Source organism: Phenylobacterium sp. CCH9-H3 (assembly GCF_001557235.1).
Taxonomy (GTDB): Bacteria; Pseudomonadota; Alphaproteobacteria; order Caulobacterales; family Caulobacteraceae; genus Phenylobacterium.
The window spans coordinates 23,877-47,064 of record NZ_LSJI01000094.1 but is presented as its reverse complement, the minus strand read 5'-3'; the positions used below and the strand labels follow the sequence as shown (position 1 = coordinate 47,064).

Below are 23,188 nucleotides of genomic sequence, written 5' to 3'. Positions count from 1 at the left end.
TGACCGACTGATATGGCGAAGAACCCGGAAAGCCCCCTGGAGCCCTTCAAGCGCGCGCTGGCCCATGCCGCGCGCTCGCTGGCCGAGACCCCGGACCTGGAGATCGTCTACTCGGGCGAGGGGCCGCAGCTTTCCGGCAACCGGGCCGTGCTGCCGCACCCGCCGCGGGACCTGACGCCCGAGGACGCCGCCCGCATCCGCGGCCTGGCCGACCAGATGGCCTTGCGCATCGCCCACCACGACCCGGCCGCCCATGCGAAGACCCGGCCGCGGTCGGGCGCCGGCCAGCCGATCTACGACGCCCTGGAGCAGGCTCGCATCGAGGCGATCGGCGCGAACGCCATGGGTGGGGTCCGGGGCAACCTGAAGGCCGTGATGGATCACGCCTGGGCGCGCAAGGTCTACAACGAGGTCGAGGCCATGGCGAACCCGCCCCTGGCCGAGATCGTCTCGCTGATGGTCCGCGAGCGCCTGACCGGCGAGCCGCCGCCCCCGACCGCCCGGGCGCTGGTGGACATGTTCCGCGGCGACATCGAAGCCAAGGCCGGCGAAGACCTCGCGAAGCTGGAAGGCACGCTGCACGACCAGAAGGCCTTCGCCCGGATCGCCCGGGCGATCATCCGCGACCTGGAGATGGGCGACGACCTGTCGGACGCGCCGGAACAGCCCGACGACGACAGCGAAGGCAAGGACGAGGGCGATCCCGAGGCCTCCGAGGACAACGACGACGGCGAGGGCGAGAGCCAGTCGCCGCAGCAGACGGCGATGGACGACGACGAGACCACGGCCCGCGAGGCCGAGGACGCCGACAGCCAGATGATGCAGTCCGAGGAAGACCCCGACGCCGAGGACACCGACGAGCCGCCGGACATGGGCGACGGCGACCAGCCCGCGCGTCCGGACCCGTCGGGCGACAACCGGGCGATCACCTACAAGGTCTTCACCACCGCCCACGACGAGATCGTGGCCGCCGAGGAGCTGTGCGACCCTGAGGAGCTGACCCGCCTGCGGGCCTACCTCGACCAGCAGCTGGCCAGCGTGTCCAACGTGGTCTCGCGCCTGGCCAACCGCCTGCAGCGCAAGCTGCTGGCGCAGCAGAACCGTTCCTGGTCCTTCGACCTGGAAGAAGGCCTGCTCGACACCGCGCGGCTGACCCGGGTGATCACCGACCCCACCGCCTCCCTCGCCTTCAAGGAGGAGGAGGACACCGAGTTCCGGGACACGGTCGTCACCATCCTGATCGACAACTCGGGCTCGATGCGGGGCCGCCCGATCATGGTGGCGGCCGTCTGCGCCGACATCCTGGCGCGCACCCTGGAGCGGTGCGGGGTCAAGACCGAGATCCTGGGCTTCACGACCCGGGCCTGGAAGGGCGGCTCCTCGCGCGAGGACTGGCTGAAGGCCGGCAAACCCGCCCAGCCCGGCCGCCTGAACGACCTGCGCCACATCATCTACAAGGCCGCCGACGCGCCCTGGCGCCGCGCCCGGCGCAACCTGGGCCTGATGATGCGCGAGGGCCTCCTGAAGGAGAACATCGACGGCGAGGCCCTGATGTGGGCGCACCAGCGGCTGATCGGCCGGCCCGAGGCCCGCCGGATTCTGCTCGTCATCTCGGACGGGGCGCCGGTCGACGACTCCACCCTGTCGGTGAACTCGGGCCACTACCTGGAGCGCCACCTGCGCGAGGTGATCGGTGAGATCGAGGCCAAGAGCCCGGTCCAGCTCATCGCCATCGGCATCGGCCACGACGTCACCCGCTACTACAAGAACGCGGTCACCATCGTGGACGTGGAGCAGCTCGCCGGCGCCATGGTCGAACAGCTGGCCGACCTGTTCGACGAGGAGGTGCGGCGGGTCACGCGCAAGAACGCCAACCTGCTGGCGCCGCCGCCCAACACCCAGGGCCCGCAAGGGCCGGCGCGGCGCTCGACCTTCAAGGAAGTGCGGAGGGCCACCGCTTGAGGCGGATCGCCGGCCTGGCGCTTGCGCTGGCGCTGGGATCGTGCGCGGCGCCGATGGCGCCGTTGCCTCTGCACCCCGTGGCCGTTGGCGCGGCGATCCAGGTGGACGCCGAGGCCGTGCCCATGGATCCAACGGATCCGGGTCGTGAGCGGATCGGGAATTTCACCTACGCCGGCGGCCTGGTGCTGACGTCACGCCAGACGAGCCGCCTGCACGGGCTTTCGGACCTCAAGGTCTCGCCGGACGGGCGGCTGCTGGCGGTGGGCGACCAGTCCGACCTTCTGGAAGCCCGCGTGGTGCTGGACGCCCGCGGCCGGCTGGCGGGCCTCGCGGACGCCACGATGATCGCCCTGAAGGAGACGACCGGCGCCGACCTCTACCTCGGCGGCCAGCGCGAGTACGATTCCGAAGGGATCGCCCGGCTCGCGAACGGCGACATCCTGGTCAGCTTCGAGCAGCACGACCGCATCCTGCTGTTCGCCAAGGGCGGCGCCCTGCCCCGCCGGGTTCCGCAGCCCGACGTGAAGTTCACCGACAACAAGGGGATGGAGGCGTTGGTCGCCGCCCCGGACGTGGCCGCCGACGCCTATCGCGTGGGGCTGGAAGACCGCGGCTGGACCTTCGTCTGCCGCATCTCGACGACCTGTGTCCGCGACCGCGATCTCGATCTTGCCGGCTCGGAACTGGTGGCGATGGACAACCTGCCCGGCGGCGGGCTGGCCTACCTGCTGCGGAGCTACTCGCCCTTGCGCGGCAATGTGGTCCAGCTCCGGATCCTGGACGGCGCCGGCCGGCTGGTGGACAGCCTGGAGATCACCCGGCCGCTCACCGTCGACAACCTGGAAGGCCTCGCCGCCGCGCCGCAGCCAGACGGCCGCGTGCGGTTCTACCTCGTCTCGGACGACAACTTCGGGTTCTACGACGGCCGGCCTACCGGCCAGCGGACCCTGCTGCTGGCCTTCGACTGGACGCGTCCGTAAGGCGCCGCCGCGATTCCCACGGGCAGCCGACCCAAACAAAAAGGCCGCCCGGCGAGGGGCGGCCTCTTCGAATTCGCAGAGCGTGACGGCTTTAGGCCGCGGCTTGCTCGGCCAACTTCGCCTTCACCTGGCGCTTGATCTTCAGCGCCTTGGCCGAGAGGACCTCGTCCTTGGCCTTCAGCAGGACGGCGTCGAGGCCGCCGCGGAAGTCCAGGGTGCGCAGCGCCGCGTTGGTGATGCGCAGGTTGAACGACTGACCCAGCGCTTCCGACTGAACGGTGGTGGCCACCAGGTTCGGCATGAACCGGCGCTTGGTCTTGATGTTCGAGTGGCTCACGTTGTGGCCGACCATCGGCCCGACACCCGTGATTTCGCAGCGGCGCGACATAGCGAATACCTTCGCGTGGAAATGGATGTGCGACGGACCAGGTCCGCGCAGGGAGCGGGCGATATAGAGGAAGGCCCCCTTCCGCGTCAAGGCGAGGCGCAAAGAAGTCCAATCGGTCGCGCCCGAAGATGAAGCTTCGTTGTGGGCCGAAGCGATTCAGATACAATATGTCGTAGGGAACGAAAGCTGAATCGCTGCGAGTCAGTGATTCGGTCGCGATTCGTTTCGCGCCCGTTCCCTGCTTCAGCTTCCAGCGTTAAGCCTTGCCATGGGAGGGTCCGATGACGACTCCGTCCGAGAAGCGCGCGCGATTCCGGAAGCTGCACGAAGGCGGCTGCTTCGTGATCCCCAACCCCTGGGACGTGGGCAGCGCCCGGATGCTGCAGGCGCTGGGCTTCCAGGCCCTCGCTTCAACCAGTTCCGGATTCGCCTGGTCGACCGGCCGGCTCGACAACGAGGTCCCGCTGGCCGACATGCTGGCGCACCTCGCGGCCCTGGCCGCCGCCACCGACCTGCCGCTGAACGCCGACTTCGAGAACGGCTATGCCGACGCGCCCGAGGCGGTGGCGGCGAACGTGCGCCTGGCGCTGGAGGCGGGCGTGGCGGGCCTGTCCATCGAGGACATGAGCCACGACAGCGGCAAGCCCCTCTACGAGACGGCGCTTGCGGTGGAGCGCGTAAAGGCGGCGCGGGCCGCCGTGGACGCCGAGGGCTCGGGCGCTGTCCTGGTGGCGCGGGCGGAGGGGCTGCTGATCGGACAGATGGACCTGCGCCAGACGCTAGACCGGCTCGTCCGGCTGGCCGAGGCCGGCGCGGACTGCCTCTATGCCCCCGGCCTGCGGACCGCGGACGACGTGGCCGCCGCGGTCGGCGCCGTGGCGCCGAAGCCGCTGAACGTCCTGATGTGGACCCGAGGCCTGACCGTCGCCGAGCTGGCCGACCTGGGCGTGCGCCGGATCAGCGTCGGCGGCGCCCTCGCCCGGGCCGCCTGGGCCGGATTCCTCAGCGCCGCGCGCGAGATCGCCGCCGAGGGCCGCTTCGACCGCCTGGGCGAGGCAGCGACGGGCGCGGAGCTGAAGGCCCTGCTGCGGCCGTAAGGCTACAGCCTGACCCAGCCTCGGCCCTCGTGCCCGAAGGCGAACCGGTCGGGGTGGAGGATCTCGGCGATCATCTCGGCGGACTCCACCAGCCGCGGGCCCGGGCGGTTGAAGTAGTGGTGGCCGTCGATCACATAGACCTGCCCCCGGCGCACGGCGGAGAGCGCCGCCCACTCGGGCCGCGCCTGCAGCAGCGGCACGTCCGCCAGGCTCTGTTCGAGGGTGAAGCCGCAGGGCAGCAGAAGGATCACGTCGGGGTCGGCCGCCGCCAGCGCCCGCCAGTCCAGCCAGGGCGAGTGCTGGCCCGGCGTGGCGAACAGGCTCTCCCCGCCCGCCGCCTCGATCAGCTCCGGCATCCAGTTGCCGCCGGCCATCAGCGGGTCGATCCATTCGATGGCGGCGACGGTCGGCCTGTAGGCCGCGCGGCCGGCGGTTTCCCGGATCGCGGCCAAGCGGCTCTGCAGCGCCGCGATGGCCCGCTCCGCCGCCGCGTCCGCGCCGAGCGCCTGTCCCACCCTGCGCATGTCGCCCCAGACGTCGGAGAGGTCGTTGGGCTCCAGCGAGACCAGGGCCGGCGCCATGCCGGTCCATTCGCAGAGCGCGTCCTCCAGGTCGCCCGGCGTGACGGCGCAGATGGCGCACTGGGTCTGGGTCACGATCACGTCCGGCCTCAGCGCCCGCAGGCGCTCGGCGTCGACGCGGTAGACCGAGACGCCCTGGGCGATGATCTCGTTCACCCGGCGGTCGATGTCGCGGGACGTGCCGTCGAGGCGGACCTTGGTTTCGCTCAGCGCCGGCAGGTGGCGTACCTGCGGAGGAAAGTCGCACTGGTGCGAGCGGCCCACGAGCTGCTCGGCCATCCCGACGGCGGCGACGATCTCGGTGGCGCTGGGCAGCAGCGAGACGATCCGGAGCGCGCTCACGCCGCGCGCCCGAACGCCGGGAGCTTCGGACCGGCGCGGCGCACGGCGGCGTCGATCAGGAGGAGGACCGCCAGCCAGACGCCGTTCACCAGGCCCACGAGGCTGATGACCCCGGGCCGCACCTCGCAGGCGCCGGTGACCACCTGCTCCACGCCCAGGATCGCCACCTGGTTGGCCACGAAGGCCGCCACGAAGGCCGCGCCCCCCCGCAGCCATACGGGCTGGCCGGCGAAGGCCCGCAACGCCGGCGCGGCGGCGAGCGTCGCGGCCAGGGCGGCGAGGCCCAGTCCCACGCCCCAGGACATCGTCTGGGCGTCGCGCGGGTAGTCGTGCAGGCCGAAGCCGACGGCCTGGCCTGCCAGCCAGACGGCGGCGGTCAGCAGGAGCGCCCGTCCGAGCGGCAGGGCGCCGGCGGCGATCACCGCCACGGCGACCAGGGGCTCGAGACAGCCGGCCAGGAAGGAGCCGCCCACGACCAGGGCGACGAGACCCGCGGACCACAGGCCGGCGCGGGCGGAGGGTGAGACGATGGAAGACATGGGCCGAAACCTCGCGGCGAACGTGACACGTCACCGCGACGAACATGGGCGCCCCCGGAGGAGCCCCGGAGCCGGTCCATCCACATCGGCGCACCCCGTCCGACGCGGTCGCGCGTGACCACGGCTTGTGGCAGGTCTCCTGGCTCGCGGGTCGTCGCCTCGGACCGGCCTTCCCAGGACCTTTCGGCCCCAGTGGCTGTGTTGGTCTTCGGCTCGCCGCTTACAGTTGCGGGGGCAGCCGCGGCCTTGTGCGCGAGCGCACGCACCGCATTCCCTTTTGAGCCCTCACGGGCGCCACGGCCGATGATTGCCCCGACGCGGCCGGGGCGGTCAAGGCGCGGCCCGCGCCGGGCTAGCGGATGCGGCCGATGCGGACGTCGGTGGAGCCCACCGGCAGGGTGTAGAGGCTGCCGTCGTCGGCCAGGTCCCACTCGCCCCGCCGCGCGTCGCCGAGGCCGCGGGTGAACAGCCTGCGCAGGATGAAGTTATCCGGCGCCGGCAGCAGGTGGTACAGCACCAGCAGCTTCACCCCCGCCGTGTCGGCCAGGCCGCCCGCCTCGGTGGGCGAGATGTGATAGCTCTGGATGTCCGCCATGATGTGGGCGACCCGCGGCCGGTCGGCCTTGCGCGCGATCCGCTCCATGTCGGCGATCATCTCGCGGTTCAGCGCCTCGGACAGCAGGATGTCGGCGCCGCGCGAGGCGGCGGCCAGGGGCAGGTAGTTGGCCGTGTCGCCGGTGATCACCACCGAGCGGCCCTTGTAGTCGAAGCGGTAGGCGTAGGCCGGGTGGACCGGCGCGTGGTTGGTCTCGATCGCCGTGATCCGGAGCTTGCCGTCATCCAGCAGCACGCCCGTGTGGGGCAGCGGGCCGTTGGCCGCCACCGGCACGGGCCGGGCGACCATCGGCCAGGTGGCGGGCGGCATCATCGCCGGCGTGTGGTGGGCGGTGCGATAGCCCTGGTCCTGGGCGTAGGCCTCGTTGAACCCGGCGACCACCCGCTCCACCCCGGGGCCGCCGTAGACCGCCAGCGGCCCGGGCCGCCCCTGGACCCAGGTCTGCAGGTTCAACTCGCCCAGGTCGCCGATGTGGTCCGAATGGAAGTGGGTCAGCAGCACCCCGCCCACTCGGTCCAGCGGCAGGCCCCACTTCAGCAGGTTCTCGGTGGACTCCGGCCCGCTGTCCACGACGTAGAGCTTGCCGCCCGCAATCACCCCGACGCAGGCCTTGGCCCGGCGGTCGCTCGGCAGGGGAGCGGAGGTGCCGCACAGCACCACCCGCAGCGCGTCGTCCTTCATGAGCGCGTTGTTGTTGTGCCCGACGCCCGCCGTCGCGGCCTGCAGGAACAGGCCCTGCTGCACGCCCGGAACCAGCAGCGCGCCGCTGGCCAGGGCGACGAGGCCCACCACGGCTCCGGCGAACCAGAGGCCTCCGCCGCGCCGCGCCGCGGGATCGGCAGCCAGGGCGCGGGCGTAGAGCGCCAAGAGGACGATCGCCACCACCTCGACGCCCAGCGACGCCGCCTGGCCCCCGAGGTCGCCGGTCACGCCCCAGCCGATCAGCCGGCCCGCCGCCGCCGCGCCCAGCATCAGGGCCGCCGCGATGGCGGGCAACCGGCGCTGGGTCCAGGCGGCCGCGAAGCAGAGGACCGCGAGCGTCAGGAACAGGCCGCCGAAATCCGCGCGCAGGGTCGCCAGCCCCGGAACGTTCACCGCTTCCAGGTGGAAGCCCTGCGCCAGCCTCTGCGGCGCGATCCAGAAGCCGAGGCCGAGCCCGGCGAACAGCAGGCCATAGAGGGCCACCAGGGCGCGGAGGATAGGCATGGCGAGGCTCCGTTTCAGGCGGGGGCGAAGAGGTCGGTGGCGGCGCGGTCGGCGATGGTCCATCCCTCGGCCGGATCGACCGCCAGGGCGCGCAGCAGGGCGGCGGCCATCTCCCGCGCCAGGGCCGCGGCCTGGGCGGGTGCGTCGTGATCCAGCACGCGGGCCACGGTGATCTGGACCGTCCCGACGGCCATCAGCACCGCCGCCTCCAGCGACAGGCCCGAGAACCGGCCCGCCGCCAGCCCCGCCTGGATGTCGGCGCGGACGCCCGCGTTCATCGGCGCATCGGGGATCGCCGCGCCGTGGAACAGGCGCAGCATCATGCGCACCCCCTCGGGATGCTCGACCGCCTGGCGCGCGAAGGCGCAGAGGGCGCGGGCCACCCGCTCGGCCGGGTCGGCCACGCCGGCCCCCACGTGGGCGACCATCGCCTCCACCGACGCGCGCGCCTGGTCGGCCAGGGCCTGGGCCAGGGCGTCCTTGTCGGGGAAGTGGTTGTAGAAGCTGCCCTTGGCCACGTCCGCGGCGGCCACGATGTCGTCGATGCTAACCCCGTCCACCGACCGTTCCGCAAACAGGCTCTGTCCGGCGCGCAACAGGGCGGCGCGGGTGCGCACACGGCGCCGGTCGAGGGTTTCCACGTTTCTGACCATATCGTCACTATTGAACGAATTGGTCATAAACGCAAGCGTCATCCCTCCGGGGCCGCTGGCGGTTTCGCAGCCATGCCGCGTCGGCTATGGATCGGACGATCCGCGGGAGGGGGCGCCTGCCGGGTTGCCTTCCAGGGTCGGGGTCGGCGGCTCCTCGGTGACCTTGCCGGGTCGAGGGTCACGGCGGGGAGTGCGTTGCGATGAAGTCTCTGGCGTACGGTGTCTCGTGGGTGGCGTTCGGCGTCGCCGCCCTGGCGGCCGGACCGGCCACGGCGGAACGGGCCCACGAGGCCGTCTCCGAACTGGTGGTCACCGCCCAGCGGGTGGAGGAGAACGTCCAGCGGGCGCCGGTGGCGGTCAGCGCGTTCCCGGCCTCCGCCCTGCGCCGCCAGTCGATCGAGAGTTTGCAGGACATCGCGCTGCGGGCGCCCGGCTTCACCGTCGGGGCGGTGGACCCGATCCAGACCAACCCTGCGATCCGCGGCATCGGCTCGCCCTTCGGCATCAGCCAGAACGCCGGGGGCGATCCCTCGGTGGTGGTCTTCGTGGACGGGGTGTATGCCGGCCGCGGCGGCACGCCCGACATCGACGCCCTGGACCTGGAGCGGGTGGAGGTGCTGCGCGGCCCGCAGGGCGTGCTGTTCGGCCGGAACGCCGTGGGCGGTCTCGTCCAGTTCGTCAGCCGCAAGCCGTCGGCCGAGCCGTCCCTGCGCATCGCGGGCGGGTACGGCAACCCTGACCGGCGCACCCTGAACGCCCGCGGCAATGTCCCGCTCTCCGACACCGTGTTCCTGTCGCTCGGCGGCTCGCTCAAGCTGCGGGACGGCTATGCGTTCAACGCGCCCACCGGACGCCGCGTGGACGACCAGGACCTGCGCACCGCCGCCGCCGCCCTGCGCCTGCAGCCCGGCGCGGACCTCGACATCGTCCTGGCCGCCGACCTCACCCAGCAGGACCAGCGGGGCGTTCCCCGCGACAACATCTGCGATGCGACGATCCGGGGCGGCGTCCACTGCGCAGGGATCGACCCCGATCCCCGCGTCACCAACGCCTATATCGACGGCTACCTGCGCCGCTGGCTCCAGACCTACCGCGGCGAGGTGACCTATACGACGCCGGTCGGAGTGCTGACCTCGATCACCGCCTGGCGCGCCAGCACCTTGAACTTCCGAACGCCCTTCTTCTCCAACCCGGTGAACCCGCCCAACCAGATCGAGTACACCCAGACCGACCACGAGAAGAACCGCCAGTTCAGCCAGGAGGCGCGCCTGGCGTTCGGCCTCCTGCAGGGCCGGCTGAAGGGCCAGGTGGGCGTCTACTTCCTGGACGAAGACAACAACCGCATCCAGGACGCGCAGCAGGACCTTCCCTCGCCCGCCCAGCGGGGCCTGGCCACCTATCCGCAGGCGGTCGACGGGCGCAGCTGGGCGATCTTCGGGCAGGCGACCTACGGGGTCACCGAAACGCTGGAGGCCACCGTCGGCCTGCGCCAGACCTGGGAGCGCAAGCGTGGCCGTTTCATCGGGCGCAAGGTCGCCGGGCCCGGCCAGCCGCCGCCCCTGGCCGCCGACTACGACGTGCGGGCCCGCGAGAGCTGGAAGGCGCTGACGCCCCGCTTCGCCCTCGACTGGCAGGCGACTCCGGACGCGCTCGTCTACGTCTCGGCGACCCGCGGCTTCAAGAGCGGCGGCTTCCAGGGGGTCGGCGGTTCGGCCGCCAGCCAGGCGACGCCTTACGATCCCGAATACGCCTGGAGCTACGAGGCCGGCGCCAAGACCGAATGGCTGGATGGGCGCCTCGTCCTCAACGCGGCGGTCTTCCACACCGACTACAAGGACCTGCAGGTCTCGCAGCTGGTGCCGCTGTGCTGCGTGGCGGTCGGCAACGCCGCCACCGCCGAGATCGAGGGCGTCGAGCTGGAGTGGATCCTGCGGCCGACGCCGGGCCTGCAGATCGACGGCAGCTTCGGCTACCTCGACGCCGTCTTCGAGAGCTTCGCCGCCGGCGTCCTGGCCGACTACACCGGCAACGACCTGCCGCGCGCGCCGCGCCACAAGCTGCACCTGGGCGTGCAGTACGGCCGCGACGTGGCGGGCTGGGGCGTGCTGGGCCGCGTCGACTACACCAACCAGTCGCACATGTTCTTCGACGCCTCGAACGTCGCCGGGCAGAAGCAGGCCGGGTTCATCAATGTCGACGCCCGCCTCGCCGCCACCTCGCCGGACGGGCGCTGGGAGGTCTCGCTGTGGGCCAAGAACCTGACCGACGAGCTGGTCGCCACCTATGCCAACGGCTTTCCGCCCTACGGCCAGGTGGTCGTCCCCTACGCCCCGCCGCGCACCTACGGCGTGACCCTGGCCTGGAAGATGTGAACAGCGCCGCAGGCGCTGTGTTCAAGGCACGAAGACCCCAAAGATCGCGAAGGCGCCGGGATCGGATCTACCGGTTCGGGCTCAGGAAGTCCGAAGCGTTGAAGCCCTCGGGCGCCGCCACCTCGACGATGGGGTCCTCGCGGTTGTCGTACTCCATGCGCAGGGCCCGGGTGATGACGGCGTGCATGGCGTAGAGCGTCGTGATGTAGGTGAACTCGAAGATCTCCTCGTCGCCCCAGAACGTGCGCAGCTTCTCGAACACCGCCAGCGGCGTGCGCCCGGCGCCCGAGGTCAGGCAGTCGGCATAGGCCAGCACCGCCCGCTCCTTCTCGTCGAACACGTCCGAGACGGCCCAGTGCGGGATGGCCGCGATCTTCTCGTCCGAGACGCCCAGGCCCCGCAGCGACTTGCAGTGCTGGGAGAAGACGAACTGGCTGCCCTGCACCCAGCCGGCGCGGGTCTGGCCCAGCTCGCGCAGCACCGGGTCCAGCTTGCGATCCGGGTGGCGATAGACGGCGAACCCGTCCACGGCGTGCTTGAAGATGTCCGGGGCGATGGCGAACACGGTCCACCAGTCGCCGGGCGTGCCGGTGGCGGTGCCGGGGCTCGCCACCGGGTCGCGGTCGGGGCCGAACAGGCGGTCGTAATAGGCCTTCACGACCTCGGAGGTGACTTCGTAACGCGGGACCTGGCGCAGGACGGGCATGGGCTTCCTCAGGCGAACTTGCGGAACTCGGCCACGCGGGCGGAGTCGAAATACTCGTCGAGACGGGTGATCTTCCCGTCCTTCACGGCGCAGACGATACAGGCCGGCAGCGCCAGCCGCTCGCCGTCGTGCTTGCGGGTCCCGCGCAGCACGTGCTGCTGGACGAAGCCGCCGGGGAACACCTCGACGCGCCGATCGTCGTACACCCGGTCCAGGATGCGCGTGACCATGCCGGCCAGGGTCTTGCGGTTGTCCTCCGGCCCCTGGATCTGCTCGTCCGTGTTGTGCCAGATCTCGGCGTCGGGGGCGTAGCAGGCCACCAGGCCCTCGATGTCCCCCGCCTCCACGCAGTCGAAGAAGCGCTTGGCCAGAGCCCGCATCGCATCGTCGTCGGACATGACGGTCTCCTCTCTAGGCGTCGGGCGCGGCGTACGGCCGGCCCTGCATGTCGTGCTGGAACAGCTGCGCCCACTGCTCGGGCGTCACCGGCATCTTCTTCGAGCCGGACTGGAGCTGGTGGTTGTCGGGCGGCACATAGGCGCCCTCCTGCACCGCCGGACGCTCGCCCACGCGGGCGAACCAGTCGGCCAGGGCGGGATAGTCGGCGATCTCGATGTCGATGGCCCGGGCCGCGCGGACCCACGACCAGCAGGCGATGTCCGCGATGGAATACTCGTCGCCAGCCAGGTACGGCGCCTTGGCCAGCCGCCCGTCCATCACGGCCAATAGCCGCTTGGCCTCGGTCAGGTAGCGGTTGACGGCATAGGCCGGCGGGTCGGGGCAGTAGCGGATGAAGTGGTGCGCCTGGCCGTGCATGGGGCCCAGGCCCGCCATCTGCCACATCAGCCACTGGTGCGCCCGATAGCGGGCGCGCGGCTCCCTGGGCAGGAATTGGCCGGACTTTTTGGCGAGGTAGATTAGGATCGCGCCCGTCTCGAACATCGGATAGGCCGCGCCGCCCCCGATGGGGTCGTGGTCGACAATGGCGGGCGCCTTGCCGTTCGGGCTGATCGCCAGGAACTGCGGCGTCTTCAGCTCCCCCGCCAGCAGGTTGTAGCGGATGATCCGGTGGGGCAGGCCGGTCTCCAGCAGCATGATCGACAGCTTGTGGCCGTTGGGCGTCGGGACGAAGTGCAGGTCGATCATCGGTTCACCGCCACGTTCATGCGCCGGGCGCCGTTGGCCGCCACCAGTCCGGCAATGTCGTCGCCGGCGTAGGCCGGGTCGGCGGACTCGCCGAACGCGGCCAGCATCTCGGCGAAGCCGGCCTCCGCCATGGGTTTCCATTCCGGATGGGTGAAGACGAAGAACTCGCCGGCCTGGATGGCGCGCGCCATCCGCTCGCCGATCCGGGCGGGGGACATGCCGGAGGCAAGGACGCCCGACATGTTCTGCGCGGTCTGGGCCGCGGCGCCCTGTTCGCCGGCGCCGGGCCGCAGCCTGGCGGTGGTGGCGACGATGTTGGTGGCCGACATGCCCGGGCACAGCACCGAGATGCCCACCTGGGTGTCTGCCAGCTCGTTGCGCAGGGCCATGGCGATGCCCAGGGTCGCGAACTTCGACGAGATGTAGGCCACCGAGATCGGCGGCGGCACGATGGCCACCATCGAGGCGGTGACGGCCAGATGCGCCGGCTCCCCCGCCGCCTTCATCGCGCCCAGGAAGGTGCGGCAGGCATAGAGGTGGGCGTGGGCGTTGACGGCATAGGCCCACCGCCACACCTCGGTGTCATAGGTCTCGAACGCGCCAGAGCCGCCCCCGACGCCGGCGTTCGAGAACAGGATGAGCACCTGGCCGAACCGGGTGGCGGCCTCGCCCGCCCGCGCCCAATCCGCTTCCTCGGCGACGTTCAGGGAAAGGCCCATGGCGTCGGCGCCCTCCGCCCGCAGCTCCGCGGCGGCGGCCTCGGCGGCGGCGCCGTCGATGTCGGCTAGGATGGGGCGGGCCCCGCGGCGGGCCAGGGCCCGGGCCGTCTCCAGCCCGATCCCGCTGGCGCCTCCGGTAACGAAGGCGGTCTTGTCCTTCAGGTCGTTCACGCGGCGGCCTCCCTCTGAACGGCCTCGGCGTCGCGGCCCACCACCCGCGAGAGGGCGAAGTACACGCACGCGGCCAGCACGGCGACGGGCGTCGCGCACAGCAAGGCGGTCCTGAGCGGCGCGTCCTGCCCGGCGGCGGACAGCCCATCGCTCATCATGCCGATGGCCAGCGGGCCGCCCCCCAGCCCCACGATGTTGAACGCCAGGAGAACCAGCGCCGTGGCCGTGGCCCGGGCGCCCACGGGCGACAGGTTCTGCACCAGCGCCAGGGCCGGGGCCGTGAACATGGTGCAGCACACCATCGGGACCAGCATCAGCAGCAGCGAGGTCTGCCAGGACGAGGCCATCACCGCCAGCGCCAAGGTCGGCGCGGTCACCAGCACCGCGAGCCCGGGCACATAGGCGTAGGCGCGCAGGTCCCGCTTGCCGAGCCAGTTCACCAGCGCCCCACCGCCCCAGATGCCCAGGCCCATGCAGAGCCCTGCGGCAGGTCCGAACCAGCGCGCGATCTCGCCGAGCGGCATCCCCTGCACCCGCATCAGATAGGCCGGGATCCAGTTCAGCATGCCGTAGCTGACGAAGGCCGACAGGCCGCTGGCCAGCAGCAGAAGGCGAAGCGTCGGACGCGAGAGAAAGACCTTCAGGGTGGCCGGCAAACTCGCCGCCTTCGGACGTTCGGCCGCGCCGTGCCCGGGGTCGAGCCCGCCGCGCACCGGCTCGCGCACCAGGAGCGCCAGCAGCAGGGCGGCGACCACGCCGATGCCGGCCACGAGGATGAACGCTCCGCGCCAGCCGAACTGCTCGGCGGCCCAGCCGCCGAGGCTGGCGCCGACGAACACGCCCAGCGGGCCGTTGACGGTGAACAGGCCAATGACCGCCGCCCGCTTCTCCGGCGGATAGTAGTCGGCCAGGATCGAGAGCGAGGGGGCGGTCCCGCCGGCCTCGCCCGTCCCCACGCCGAACCGCGCCAGGGCAAGCTGCCAGAACGAGCCGGCGAACGCGCAGGCGCCTGTGAAGCCGCTCCAGATCAGGCAGGCCGCCGCCACCAGCCGCACGCGGTTCACCCGGTCGGCCAGCATCGCCGCCGGCACGCCCATGACCGCGTAGAACAGGGCGAAGGACAGGCCGGTCAGCAGGCCGAGTTGGGTGTCGTTGAGGTGGAGCTCCTGGCGGATCGGCTCGGCCAGCACCGACAGGATCTGCCGGTCCACGAAATTGACCGTGCCCACCGCGGTCAGCAGCAGCAGCGCCACTCTCCGGCCCGGCCGCGCCGCGGCGGGCGGGCTCATCGCGGCAGTCGCGGCCTGGTCCATGTCGCTCCCTCTCGGCGCTGTTTCGCGCCTTGCCGGCAACCCTATGGCGGGGTCCCGTAGTGTCAATCAAGTTTACGTTTCGGCTCTGCTCGGACTAGGCTGGCGACCAAACGAACGGAGGGATGGAACGCCATGGATATCGAGGGCAGTACGTGCGTCGTCACGGGGGCGGCGGCGGGGATCGGCCGGGCCGCGGCCCTGGCCTTCGCCCAGCGGCGGGCCTGCGTGATCCACATCGCCGACGTGGACGCCTCGGGCATGGGCGAGACCGCGCGCCTCATCGACGAGCTCGGCTATCAGACCCGCGTCCGCGCCTGGACGGTTGACCTCGCCGACCTCCAGGCCGTTCAGGCCTGGATGGCCGCCCTGGCCGAGGCCGGCGGCTATGACGTGCTCTACAACAACGCCGGGGTCGTGATGGGCGCGCCGCAGTTCCCCGAGGCGCCGATCGAGCGCCTCCAATGGATCATCGGACCGCGGCGGCGGCGTCATCGTGAACACCGTCTCCACGGTCGCCCTGGGCAAGGGCTTCTCCGACGCCATGTACGCCACCACCAAGGCCGGCGTGATGATGTTCACCCGCTGCTGCGCCGGGCTGAAGGAGAGCTGGAACGTCCGCGTCTGCGGCGTCCTGCCGGGCCTGACCAAGACGCCGATCCTGAAGAAGACGGGGGCGGATGGCGATTACGCGCCCTGGATGGCCCCGATCCTGGCCAGCAACGCCATGTGCATGCCGGAGGACATCGCCGCCGCGGTGATCGACATGGTCGAGGATGACAGCCTTCCCGGCGGCGACTGGGTGGCCGTGCGCCATGTGGATGGCCGGATCGAACGCCAGTGGGGCCACGACGAGGGCGGGTGAGGCGGAGTCCTTTGGCGCGTCAGCGCCCATGAGACACGAAGACCACAAAGGACACGAAGGCCACCAAGAGGCTCCGCCCCTTCGCGCCCTTTGTGATCTTCGTGGTCTTGGTGTTTCGAACCTGTTGCGCCTGCGGCGCGCGCCGCGATGCGACGTGGAGCAGGGCACGAGCCTCACGCCTCGCTGCTCTTCAGCATGTTCTCGCCGAACAGGTTGGACCACTGCTCTGGGGTGAGGGCCGGCCGCAAGCTCGACAGGTTCGGCGCGTTCTTGACCTCGGTGCCCTGGATCACGGCGGGCCGCGCGCCGACCGCGGCGAACCAGCGGCCGATGTTCGGATAGGGCTCCAGGCCGAGGGCGATGGCGCGCGTGGCGCGGATCCAGGGCCAGGCCGCCATGTCGGCCACCGAATATTCTCCGGCCAGGTACTCCGCCTCGCCCAGGCGCCGGTCCAGGACCGCCAGCAGGCGCTTGGCCTCGTTGGTGTAGCGGGCGACGCCATAGTCCTGGCCCTCGGGGGCGTAGCGGACGAAGTGGTGCGCCTGGCCGTGGGACGGACCCAGCCCCGACATCTGCCACATCAGCCACTGCAGGCAGAGCGAACGGCCGCGCGGGTCGGCGGGCACGAAGGCGCCGCCGGCTTTCTCCGACAGGTAGAGCAGGATGGCGCCGGACTCCATGACGGCGAACGGCGGGCCGCCGCCGATGGGGTCGTGGTCCAGGATCGCGGGCAGGCGATGGTTGGGGTTCACCCGCCGGTACTCGGGCTTCAGGTGATCGCCGGCCAGCATGTCGTACGGGATCAGGCGGTGCGGCAGGCCGGTCTCAGCCAGCATGATGCTGACCTTGTGCCCATTCGGCGTCGGCACGAAGTGGACGTCGATCATCGGCTTCCCCGCGCACACGCGACGGGCGGCGGCGGCCCGGAGGGACCGCACGCCGCCTTGGTCTGGACTAGAACTTCAGCCCCGCCTCGACCGCGATGCTGCGGCCTTCCTCCAGGTAGAGGATCGCCCGGGGGGCGGCGGTGATCGGTGCGGGCAGGTTGAAGGCGCTGCCGGTGGTCAGCTCGTCGTTCAGGTTCTTGCCGACCACGGCCACGTGCCAGCGCTCGTCCATCGGACCGTACTGGATGCGGGCGTCCAGCTTGGCGTAGCCCTTCTGGCGGCCGTACAGCGGGCTCTGGTTGTCGCTGTCGAAGTACTTCGAGCGGCCGTGCAGCGCGATGGTGGTGTCCAGCGCCATCTCGTTGGCGAACTCGAACCGGTAGTGGCCCTGGGCGCTGAAGCTGAACTTCGACGTGTAGGGCAGCGGCGCGCCCTTGATGTTGTTGGCCGCGATGCTGGCCGGGACCGCCGGGTTGCATTCGGTGATCGGCTGCGTCGCCAGGCACGCCGCGCCCGGATAGTCGTCGTACTTGGCGTCCTGGTAGGCGGCCGCGAAGGTGAAGTCGAAGCCGCGGAACGGGTAGAACGCCGCCGAGCCCTCGATGCCCTTCGAACTCGCGCTGGCGGCGTTGCCCGTCTGGTAGGCCGAGATCACCGGGTTGTAGACCGAGACCTGCAGGTCCTTGAAGCTGGTGTCGTAGACCGACACGTTCAGCACCACGCGCCCGTCCGCCAGCGTCGACTTGACGCCGGCCTCGATGTTCTCGGACTTCTCCGGCTTGTAGGCGAAGGTCGCGCTGGTCGTGCCGTAGGTGTTCGAGACGAAGCCGCCCGACTTCGAGCCGCGCCCATAGGTGGCGTAGACCATGATCTGCGGGGCGATGTCGTACTGGAGGGTGACCGAGGGGTCCCAGTTGTCCTCGTTGTTGATCTTGCCGTTGGCCACGGTGTTCACCGGCCGCAGGGCGAAGGGCCCGTACAGCAGCTTGCCGTAGAAGTGGCCGCGCTTGTCGACGGTGGTGTAGCGCAGGCTGCCCATCACCCTCAGGTCGTCGGTGACGTTGAACGTGCCCTGGGCGAAGGCGGAAATCGTCTCGCTGCGCTGGCGGAACTCGGTGTTGAGCAGGCCGAAGTAGTTCAGCGAGGCGATGTTGAACCCGCCCAGCTGGGTCAGCTGGTAGAGCGCGGTGTCGTAGTACGCGCCGACCACGTACTCGAACGTCCGCCCCGTGGGCGACAGCAGGCGGATCTCCTGCGACCACTGCCGGAAGTGCTCGGGATAGCTGTTGTAGACGCTGTTGGGCGTGACCGCCCCGCCCGCGCCCGGGATCGTCTGGTCGAAGCCGTTGATGATGTTCGAGCGGAAGAACGAATAGCCGGTGACCGAGGTCAGGGTGAAGTCGCCCAGCGACAGGTTGCCGGTGCCCGACACCAGCCAGGAGGTCGCCTTCGTGCCCTCCGGCCCCAGGGCCGACTGCTGCAGGTAACGGGTCTTGTGCGGCTGCTGGCCCGTGGTCAGCGGGCTCGACACCGTCAGGCCGCCGCGCACCTCGCGATCCGAGAACTCGGTCTTCAGGGTGTAGTCAAAGGTCTCGGTCGGCGCATAGCGCAGGGTCAGGCGCGCCAGGGCCATCTTGTTGGCCGGGTCGTGCTTACCCGTCGCCAGGTTCTTGATGTAGCCGTCCTGGTCGACGAGCTTCACCGCCAGGCGCGCGCCCAGGGTGTCGGTGATCGGGCCCGAGACGTAGCCGGACACTTCTGGCCCCTCGAGGTCGAAGTTGTAGAGCGCGGTCACGCCGCCCTCGAACGACGAGGTGGGGCCGGCCGAGACGATGCTGACCGCGCCGGCCGGCGTGTTCTTGCCGAACAGGGCGCCTTGCGGGCCGCGCAGCACTTCCACCCGCTGCAGATCGAAGAACGGCGCCTGGGCCTGGCGGTTACGGCCGGCGTAGACGCCGTCCATGTAGAGGCTGACCGCCTGGTCGAACGAGAAGTTGGCCGGCGGCGAGCCGAAGCCGCGGATGTAGATGGTGTCGTTGCCCGCGGTGGTCTCCACCGACACGTTCGGCGTGAACTTCACCATCTGCTTGAAGTCGTTGGTGGCGAAGTCCGAGAGCTTTTCGCCCGACACGACCTCCATCGAGATCGGCACGTCCTGCAGCTTCTCGGTCCGCTTCTGGGCGGTGACGACCACCTCGCCCAGGGTCGGCTGCGCTTCGTCGGCCTCGGCGGCCATCGCCTGGCCCGCGCACAGGCTCACCAGCATCGTCGTGGATAGCAGAATACGGGCGATCATCGCCGCTTCCCCCTCTGGAATGGTTCTTGGCGTTCTGTTGGTCGAACGTTGTCGCGAATATCTGCGCCGAGTGGCGTCAAGTGTCAATTTACTTGACGTTTTGAGCCCGAGGCGCGGCTTCTAGGTACGGTCGTGCGGACGCGTCGTTCGCGCCTCGGTAGTTGCGGGTTTCAGACGGATGCGGGGCGCGGCGGAGCTCGGGATGATGAGATCGGCGGCGAAGGGACACGTCCGCGCCTCCCGCATGGGCGATGCCCGTATCATTAGATTGCTAAGGGTTGTTGTCAATCGGCTCCCGCGCGGTGGGTTCCGCTACGGGAGCGGGTCTGCGGGGGCGGCCTATTTCGCGGTTTCGAGCGCCTTGGCGTCGTTCGCGGCCAGAGCCTGTTCGGCCTTGAGGACCACCGGGCGCGATTTCCGTCCCTCGGCGTCGACCGCCTCGTGCGCCACGTCCTTCTCGGTGAAGCCAGTGTGCGTCCAGGAGGCGAACTCCAGCATCACACCGTCCGGGTCCCAGAAGTAGACCGAACGCACGAAGACGTCGTCGGTGACCTCGGCGGACACCTGGCTCTCGGAATTGTCGTGGTTCAGCACCACGCCCAGCTTCACGCCCTTGGCCTTCAGCTTCTCCACGTACGCGTCGAACTTTTCGGCGGGGATGTTGAAGGCGATGTGGTTCATCGAGCCGTGGGCCGAGCGGATGTCGCCGCCGCCGGGCAGGTCGGCCGGCGCCGAGATCCCGGGGACCGCCTCCGGCGCGTTCGGGAACCAGAAGAACGCCAGCGAGTCGCCGTTGCCGATATCGAAGAAGAAGTGCTGGCCGCGCCCGCCCGGCAGGTCCAGCGTCTTGATCAGGGGCATCCCCAGGACGTCGCGGTAGAACTCCACCGTGCGCGCCATGTCCTTGCAGACCAGGGCCAGATGGTTCACGCCGCGGATGTCGAACTCGCGGTTGGTCGGGGTGGCCATGAACGTCCTCCTGTCGGGCGCAAGCCCGATCTTCGTTGGCTCCAGTAAACGCCTGGCGAGGTGGGGCGTCAATTTGATTGACGCTTCCCGGCGCCGCTGGACCAATTTCGCTTAGGGTTCTAACTATCTATACCGTGCCATCGGAAACCGAAATCGTCGAGGCCCTGAAGGCGGCGGGCTATCTGCCGCCGGACGCCCGGCCGCGCCTGGAGTGCCTGACCGGCGGCGTCTCCAGCGACGTCTACCGCCTGGACACCCCGGCCGGCCCCGTCTGCGTCAAGCGCGCCTTGGCCAAGCTCCGCGTCGCCGCCGACTGGCGCGCCCCGGTCATACGCTCGCAGTATGAGGTGGAATGGCTCCGCACCGCCCGCCGGTTCGCCGGGGCCGCGGTTCCCGAAATCCTGTTCGAAGACAGGTCCCGGAACCTGTTCGTCATGAGCTTCTACGACCCGCAGGCCCACCCCGTCTGGAAGTCGGAACTGGCCGCCGGCCGGGTCGACGCCGGGTTCGCCGGCCAGGTGGGCCGGATGCTGGCCACGATCCACGCCGGCACGGCGGGCTCCTCCGAGATCGCGGCGCGGTTCGAAACGACGGCCCTGTTCGAGGACCTGCGGCTCGCCCCCTTCCTGCGCCGCTGCGCCGAGGTCCACCCTGCCCTCGCGCATCGCCTGATCCCGCTGGCGGACCGGACGGCGGCGGCGCGGATCGCCCTGGTCCACGGCGACGTCAGCCCCAAGAACATCCTGCACGGCCCCGATGGCCCGGTGCTGCTGGACGCCGAGTGCGCCTGGTACGGCGACCCGGCCTTCGACCTCGCCTTCTGCTCGGCGCACCTGCTGCTGAAGTGCGTATGGAAGCCCGAGCACGCGCCGGCCTACCTGGACGCCTTCTACGCCCTGCAGCGCGCCTACCTGCCCGGGGTCGACTGGGAGAGCCCCGCCGACCTCGACGGCCGCGCCGCGCCGCTGACCGCCGCGATCCTGCTGGCCCGCGTGGACGGCAAATCGCCCGCCGACTACGTACGGACCCCGGAGGACAAGGGGTTCGTCCGCGACGTGGCCAAGCGCCTGCTGGCGGAAGGCTCGCCGGCCATGGCGGCCCTGGCCGCCGTCTGGAAGGAAGCTTTGGGGACGAGATGAAGACGACCATCGCCGCGATCCGCGGCCGCCAGATCTGGGACAGCCGCGGCCGTCCGACCGTCGAAGCCGAGGTGACCCTGGCCGGCGGCGCGACAGGCCGGGCCATGGCCCCCGCCGGCGCCTCGCGCGGCGCGCACGAGGCCATCGACCTGCGCGACGGGGGCGAGCGTTTCGGCGGCCTGGGCGTCGAGCGGGCCGTGGCGGCGGTGAACGGCGAGATCGCCCGACTGCTGACTGGCCGGGACGCCGCGGAGCAGGCGGGGCTGGACGAAGCCATGATCGCCGCCGACGGCACGCCGAACCTCGCCCGGCTGGGCGGCAACGCTACGGTGGCGGTCTCCCTGGCCGCCCTGCACGCCGCCGCGGCCGCGGAGGGCCTGCCGCTCTGGGCGCACCTGGCGCAGGGCCGGCGCGTGCGGATCCCGCTGCCCGAAATCCAGATCTTCGGCGGCGGCGCTCACGCCGGCCGGCGGACGGACGTCCAGGACTTCATGATCATGACGCCGCGCGCCGCCACGATCCGCGAGGCGTTCGAGATCACCGCCGACGTCTTCCGCGCCGCGGGCCGGCTGATGGAGGACACTGGCCGCCTGGCCGGCGCCGCCGACGAGGGCGGCTGGTGGCCGATGTTCGACTCCAACGAGGACGCCCTCGGCGTCCTGGTGCGTTCCATCGAGATGTCTGGTCACCGCCCTGGCGAGGACGTCTTCATCTCCCTGGATGTGGCCGCCAACGAGTTGGACGGCGGTGACGGGCGCTACCGCCTGGGCCTGGACGGCGCCGAGTTCGCCCGCGAGGCCATGGTCGAGCGGGTGGCCGACTGGGTGCGCCGCTATCCGATCCTGTCCATCGAGGATCCGGTCAGCCAGGACGACCTCGAAGGCTTCGCCCTCGCCACCCGCGCCTACGGGGAGCGGGTGCAGCTCATCGGCGACGATATCCTGGTCACCAACGCCGACCGGGTCCGCAAGGCCGCCGCCGCCCAGGCCGGCAATGCGGTGCTGGTGAAGGTGAACCAGGCCGGGACGGTCACCCGCGCCAAGGCCGCCCTGGACGCGGCGAAGGACCTCGGCTGGGGTGCCATCGTCTCAGCGCGGTCCGGCGAGACCGAGGACCTCTCCATCGCCCACCTCGCCACCGGCTGGGACGCGGGCCAGATCAAGGTCGGCAGCTTCTCGCGCTCGGAGCGGATGGCCAAGTGGAACGAGCTGCTGCGGATCGAGGAGGCCATGGGCGCGGACGCGGCCTTCGCCGGCCCTTCGGCATTTTCGGCAAGCGTCGCGGCGGGGCTCGAATGAAGGCGGTCCTGCACTATCGCGCCAGCGCCGGCTTCCGTGCGGCCCTGGCCGACCATGCCCGCGCCGCGGGGGTCGAGGCGGTGGTGGCCGACGAGTTCGACGACGCGGCCTTCGCCCGGGAAATCGCGGACGCCGAGGTCCTGCTGCATGTGCTGAAGCCGGTCACCGCCGCGATGATCGCCGGCGCGCCAGGGCTGCGGCTGGTCCAGAAGTTGGGGGTCGGGGTCAACACCATCGACCTGGAGGCCTGCCGCGCCGCGGGCGTCGCCGTCTCCAACATGCCCGGGACCAACAGCCAGGCTGTGGCCGAGATGGCGCTGGCTCTGATGCTGTCGGTGCTGCGCCGGCTGTCCTACCTCGACCCGCTCACCCGCCGGGGGCACGGCTGGACCCCGGACCCCGATCTCATCGACGGCGTCGGCGAGCTCTGCGGCCGCACGGTGGGTTTCGTGGGCTACGGCGGCTCGGCCTCGCGGCTTGGGGCGGCGCTGGAGGCCCTGGGCGCCTCGGTGATCTACACCGCCCGCAGCGCCAAGCCGGATCTGCCCGGCCGCTTCGTGCCCCTGGAAAAGCTGCTGGAGACAGCCGACATCGTCTCCCTGCACCTGCCCCTGACGCCGCAGACCGAGCGGATGATCGACACAGGCGCCCTGGCCGCCATGAAGCCCGGCGCGATCCTGATCAATACCGCTCGCGGCGGGCTGGTGGACGAGCCAGCCCTGATCTCGGCCTTGGTCTCGGGTCACCTCCGCGGCGCGGGGCTGGACGTCTTCGATCGCGAACCGGTGGACCCGGACAACCCGCTGCTCGGCCTGCCCAATGTGGTGTTGGCCCCGCACCAAGCCTGGCTGACGCCCGAGACCCTCGACCGCAGCCTGGCCGCCGCGTTCGAGAACATCCGCCGCCTGCAGGCCGGCGAGCCGCTCCTGAACCAAGTGGTCTGAAC

General features: G+C 70.8%; 20 protein-coding genes, 2 pseudogenes and 1 riboswitch. Of the genes and pseudogenes, 9 read left to right on the top strand and 13 right to left on the bottom strand.

Features of this window, described 5'->3' with window-relative positions; genetic code table 11:
* Positions 1-12: 12 nt before the first annotated feature.
* Positions 13-1,962, top strand: a complete 1,950-nt coding sequence (gene cobT / locus AX721_RS08730) for a cobaltochelatase subunit CobT (protein WP_068875624.1) — start codon at positions 13-15, stop codon at positions 1,960-1,962.
* Positions 1,959-2,942 (top strand): esterase-like activity of phytase family protein, encoded by a 984-nt coding sequence (locus AX721_RS08725; protein ID WP_082765573.1) that lies wholly within the window; start codon positions 1,959-1,961, stop codon positions 2,940-2,942. Before cobT ends, AX721_RS08725 begins: the two co-directional genes overlap by 4 nt.
* 91 nt (positions 2,943-3,033) lie before the next feature.
* On the opposite strand, the gene rpmB is transcribed toward AX721_RS08725, so the two are convergent.
* The gene (gene rpmB, locus AX721_RS08720; protein WP_068875638.1) at positions 3,034-3,330 is read right to left on the bottom strand and encodes a 50S ribosomal protein L28; all 297 of its coding nucleotides are present in this window, start codon (positions 3,328-3,330) and stop codon (positions 3,034-3,036) included.
* Between the two features lie 281 nt (positions 3,331-3,611).
* Between rpmB and AX721_RS08715 the strand changes: the two genes are divergently transcribed.
* The gene (locus AX721_RS08715) at positions 3,612-4,427 is read left to right on the top strand and encodes an oxaloacetate decarboxylase (RefSeq protein ID WP_068875623.1); all 816 of its coding nucleotides are present in this window, start codon (positions 3,612-3,614) and stop codon (positions 4,425-4,427) included.
* A 2-nt stretch (positions 4,428-4,429) separates the two neighbouring features.
* Here the strand turns inward: AX721_RS08715 and AX721_RS08710 are convergent, their stop codons facing one another.
* The 4 genes from AX721_RS08710 to AX721_RS08695 all read right to left on the bottom strand — a co-directional run bounded on the left by AX721_RS08710 (position 4,430) and on the right by AX721_RS08695 (position 8,364).
* Entirely contained in the window at positions 4,430-5,350 is a 921-nt protein-coding gene (locus tag AX721_RS08710) for a cobalamin-binding protein (protein WP_068875622.1), read from the bottom strand.
* Positions 5,347-5,889 (bottom strand): hypothetical protein, encoded by a 543-nt coding sequence (locus AX721_RS28265; RefSeq protein ID WP_068875621.1) that lies wholly within the window; start codon positions 5,887-5,889, stop codon positions 5,347-5,349. Before AX721_RS28265 ends, AX721_RS08710 begins: the two co-directional genes overlap by 4 nt.
* A gap of 111 nt (positions 5,890-6,000) precedes the next feature.
* Positions 6,001-6,203, bottom strand: a riboswitch (cobalamin riboswitch).
* Positions 6,204-6,241: 38 nt separating this feature from the next.
* Positions 6,242-7,711 carry an MBL fold metallo-hydrolase gene (locus AX721_RS08700; protein WP_068875620.1) on the bottom strand — a complete coding sequence of 490 codons (1,470 nt, stop codon included), beginning with the start codon at positions 7,709-7,711 and terminating at the stop codon, positions 6,242-6,244.
* Positions 7,712-7,725: 14 nt separating this feature from the next.
* Entirely contained in the window at positions 7,726-8,364 is a 639-nt protein-coding gene (locus tag AX721_RS08695) for a TetR/AcrR family transcriptional regulator (protein WP_068875619.1), read from the bottom strand.
* Positions 8,365-8,564: 200 nt separating this feature from the next.
* Between AX721_RS08695 and AX721_RS08690 the strand changes: the two genes are divergently transcribed.
* The gene (locus tag AX721_RS08690) at positions 8,565-10,736 is read left to right on the top strand and encodes a TonB-dependent receptor (protein WP_068875618.1); all 2,172 of its coding nucleotides are present in this window, start codon (positions 8,565-8,567) and stop codon (positions 10,734-10,736) included.
* Positions 10,737-10,803: 67 nt separating this feature from the next.
* Here AX721_RS08690 and AX721_RS08685 read toward each other — a convergent pair whose 3' ends face one another.
* Genes AX721_RS08685 through AX721_RS08665 form a run of 5 tightly spaced genes read right to left on the bottom strand, consistent with a single transcriptional unit; the run spans position 10,804 to position 14,791 of the window.
* On the bottom strand, positions 10,804-11,442 hold the full coding sequence (locus tag AX721_RS08685) for a carboxymuconolactone decarboxylase family protein (RefSeq protein ID WP_068875617.1): 639 nt from the start codon (positions 11,440-11,442) through the stop codon (positions 10,804-10,806).
* Between the two features lie 8 nt (positions 11,443-11,450).
* Positions 11,451-11,840 (bottom strand): nuclear transport factor 2 family protein, encoded by a 390-nt coding sequence (locus tag AX721_RS08680; protein ID WP_068875616.1) that lies wholly within the window; start codon positions 11,838-11,840, stop codon positions 11,451-11,453.
* Positions 11,841-11,853: 13 nt separating this feature from the next.
* The gene (locus AX721_RS08675; protein WP_068875615.1) at positions 11,854-12,588 is read right to left on the bottom strand and encodes a glutathione binding-like protein; all 735 of its coding nucleotides are present in this window, start codon (positions 12,586-12,588) and stop codon (positions 11,854-11,856) included.
* The gene (locus AX721_RS08670) at positions 12,585-13,478 is read right to left on the bottom strand and encodes an SDR family oxidoreductase (protein ID WP_068875614.1); all 894 of its coding nucleotides are present in this window, start codon (positions 13,476-13,478) and stop codon (positions 12,585-12,587) included. The genes AX721_RS08675 and AX721_RS08670 overlap by 4 nt, the downstream gene beginning before the upstream one ends.
* The gene (locus tag AX721_RS08665) at positions 13,475-14,791 is read right to left on the bottom strand and encodes an MFS transporter (RefSeq protein WP_068875613.1); all 1,317 of its coding nucleotides are present in this window, start codon (positions 14,789-14,791) and stop codon (positions 13,475-13,477) included. The genes AX721_RS08670 and AX721_RS08665 overlap by 4 nt, the downstream gene beginning before the upstream one ends.
* Before the next feature lie 132 nt (positions 14,792-14,923).
* Between AX721_RS08665 and AX721_RS28745 the strand changes: the two are divergent.
* Together AX721_RS28745 and AX721_RS28565 are read left to right on the top strand one after the other, a co-directional pair.
* A pseudogene (locus tag AX721_RS28745) lies at positions 14,924-15,220 on the top strand (SDR family NAD(P)-dependent oxidoreductase); the annotation flags it as partial.
* A gap of 55 nt (positions 15,221-15,275) precedes the next feature.
* Positions 15,276-15,653: pseudogene (locus AX721_RS28565) on the top strand (SDR family oxidoreductase); the annotation flags it as partial.
* Positions 15,654-15,826: 173 nt separating this feature from the next.
* On the opposite strand, the gene AX721_RS08655 reads toward AX721_RS28565, so the two are convergent.
* From AX721_RS08655 to AX721_RS08645, 3 genes are all read right to left on the bottom strand, one after another.
* On the bottom strand, positions 15,827-16,540 hold the full coding sequence (locus AX721_RS08655) for a glutathione S-transferase N-terminal domain-containing protein (protein ID WP_068875611.1): 714 nt from the start codon (positions 16,538-16,540) through the stop codon (positions 15,827-15,829).
* A gap of 67 nt (positions 16,541-16,607) precedes the next feature.
* Positions 16,608-18,836, bottom strand: a complete 2,229-nt coding sequence (locus AX721_RS08650; protein ID WP_068875610.1) for a TonB-dependent receptor — start codon at positions 18,834-18,836, stop codon at positions 16,608-16,610.
* 339 nt (positions 18,837-19,175) lie between these two features.
* Positions 19,176-19,805 (bottom strand): VOC family protein, encoded by a 630-nt coding sequence (locus AX721_RS08645; RefSeq protein ID WP_068875609.1) that lies wholly within the window; start codon positions 19,803-19,805, stop codon positions 19,176-19,178.
* 134 nt (positions 19,806-19,939) lie between these two features.
* On the opposite strand from AX721_RS08645, the gene AX721_RS08640 reads away from it, so the two are divergent.
* From AX721_RS08640 to AX721_RS08630, 3 genes are read left to right on the top strand one after another with little or no spacing between them, the layout of a single operon-like run.
* Entirely contained in the window at positions 19,940-20,944 is a 1,005-nt protein-coding gene (locus tag AX721_RS08640) for a phosphotransferase family protein (RefSeq protein ID WP_082765495.1), read from the top strand.
* Positions 20,941-22,242 carry a phosphopyruvate hydratase gene (gene eno, locus AX721_RS08635; protein ID WP_068875608.1) on the top strand — a complete coding sequence of 434 codons (1,302 nt, stop codon included), beginning with the start codon at positions 20,941-20,943 and terminating at the stop codon, positions 22,240-22,242. Before AX721_RS08640 ends, eno begins: the two co-directional genes overlap by 4 nt.
* A complete protein-coding gene (locus tag AX721_RS08630) occupies positions 22,239-23,186 on the top strand; it encodes a 2-hydroxyacid dehydrogenase (protein WP_068875607.1) in 948 nt (315 codons plus the stop codon). Before eno ends, AX721_RS08630 begins: the two co-directional genes overlap by 4 nt.
* The last annotated feature ends 2 nt before the right edge of the window (positions 23,187-23,188 follow it).

What these genes read in the sequence shown, in the direction of transcription:
- cobT (WP_068875624.1), top strand. Translation starts at nt 13, where the DNA reads ATGGCGAAGAACCCGGAAAGCCCCCTGGAGCCCTTCAAGCGCGCGCTG.
- rpmB (WP_068875638.1), bottom strand. Translation starts at nt 3,330, where the DNA reads ATGTCGCGCCGCTGCGAAATCACGGGTGTCGGGCCGATGGTCGGCCAC.
- AX721_RS08715 (WP_068875623.1), top strand. Translation starts at nt 3,612, where the DNA reads ATGACGACTCCGTCCGAGAAGCGCGCGCGATTCCGGAAGCTGCACGAA.
- AX721_RS28265 (WP_068875621.1), bottom strand. Translation starts at nt 5,889, where the DNA reads ATGTCTTCCATCGTCTCACCCTCCGCCCGCGCCGGCCTGTGGTCCGCG.
- AX721_RS08700 (WP_068875620.1), bottom strand. Translation starts at nt 7,711, where the DNA reads ATGCCTATCCTCCGCGCCCTGGTGGCCCTCTATGGCCTGCTGTTCGCC.
- AX721_RS08695 (WP_068875619.1), bottom strand. Translation starts at nt 8,364, where the DNA reads ATGGTCAGAAACGTGGAAACCCTCGACCGGCGCCGTGTGCGCACCCGC.
- AX721_RS08690 (WP_068875618.1), top strand. Translation starts at nt 8,565, where the DNA reads ATGAAGTCTCTGGCGTACGGTGTCTCGTGGGTGGCGTTCGGCGTCGCC.
- AX721_RS08685 (WP_068875617.1), bottom strand. Translation starts at nt 11,442, where the DNA reads ATGCCCGTCCTGCGCCAGGTCCCGCGTTACGAAGTCACCTCCGAGGTC.
- AX721_RS08680 (WP_068875616.1), bottom strand. Translation starts at nt 11,840, where the DNA reads ATGTCCGACGACGATGCGATGCGGGCTCTGGCCAAGCGCTTCTTCGAC.
- AX721_RS08675 (WP_068875615.1), bottom strand. Translation starts at nt 12,588, where the DNA reads ATGATCGACCTGCACTTCGTCCCGACGCCCAACGGCCACAAGCTGTCG.
- AX721_RS08665 (WP_068875613.1), bottom strand. Translation starts at nt 14,791, where the DNA reads ATGGACCAGGCCGCGACTGCCGCGATGAGCCCGCCCGCCGCGGCGCGG.
- AX721_RS08655 (WP_068875611.1), bottom strand. Translation starts at nt 16,540, where the DNA reads ATGATCGACGTCCACTTCGTGCCGACGCCGAATGGGCACAAGGTCAGC.
- AX721_RS08650 (WP_068875610.1), bottom strand. Translation starts at nt 18,836, where the DNA reads ATGATCGCCCGTATTCTGCTATCCACGACGATGCTGGTGAGCCTGTGC.
- AX721_RS08645 (WP_068875609.1), bottom strand. Translation starts at nt 19,805, where the DNA reads ATGGCCACCCCGACCAACCGCGAGTTCGACATCCGCGGCGTGAACCAT.
- eno (WP_068875608.1), top strand. Translation starts at nt 20,941, where the DNA reads ATGAAGACGACCATCGCCGCGATCCGCGGCCGCCAGATCTGGGACAGC.
- AX721_RS08630 (WP_068875607.1), top strand. Translation starts at nt 22,239, where the DNA reads ATGAAGGCGGTCCTGCACTATCGCGCCAGCGCCGGCTTCCGTGCGGCC.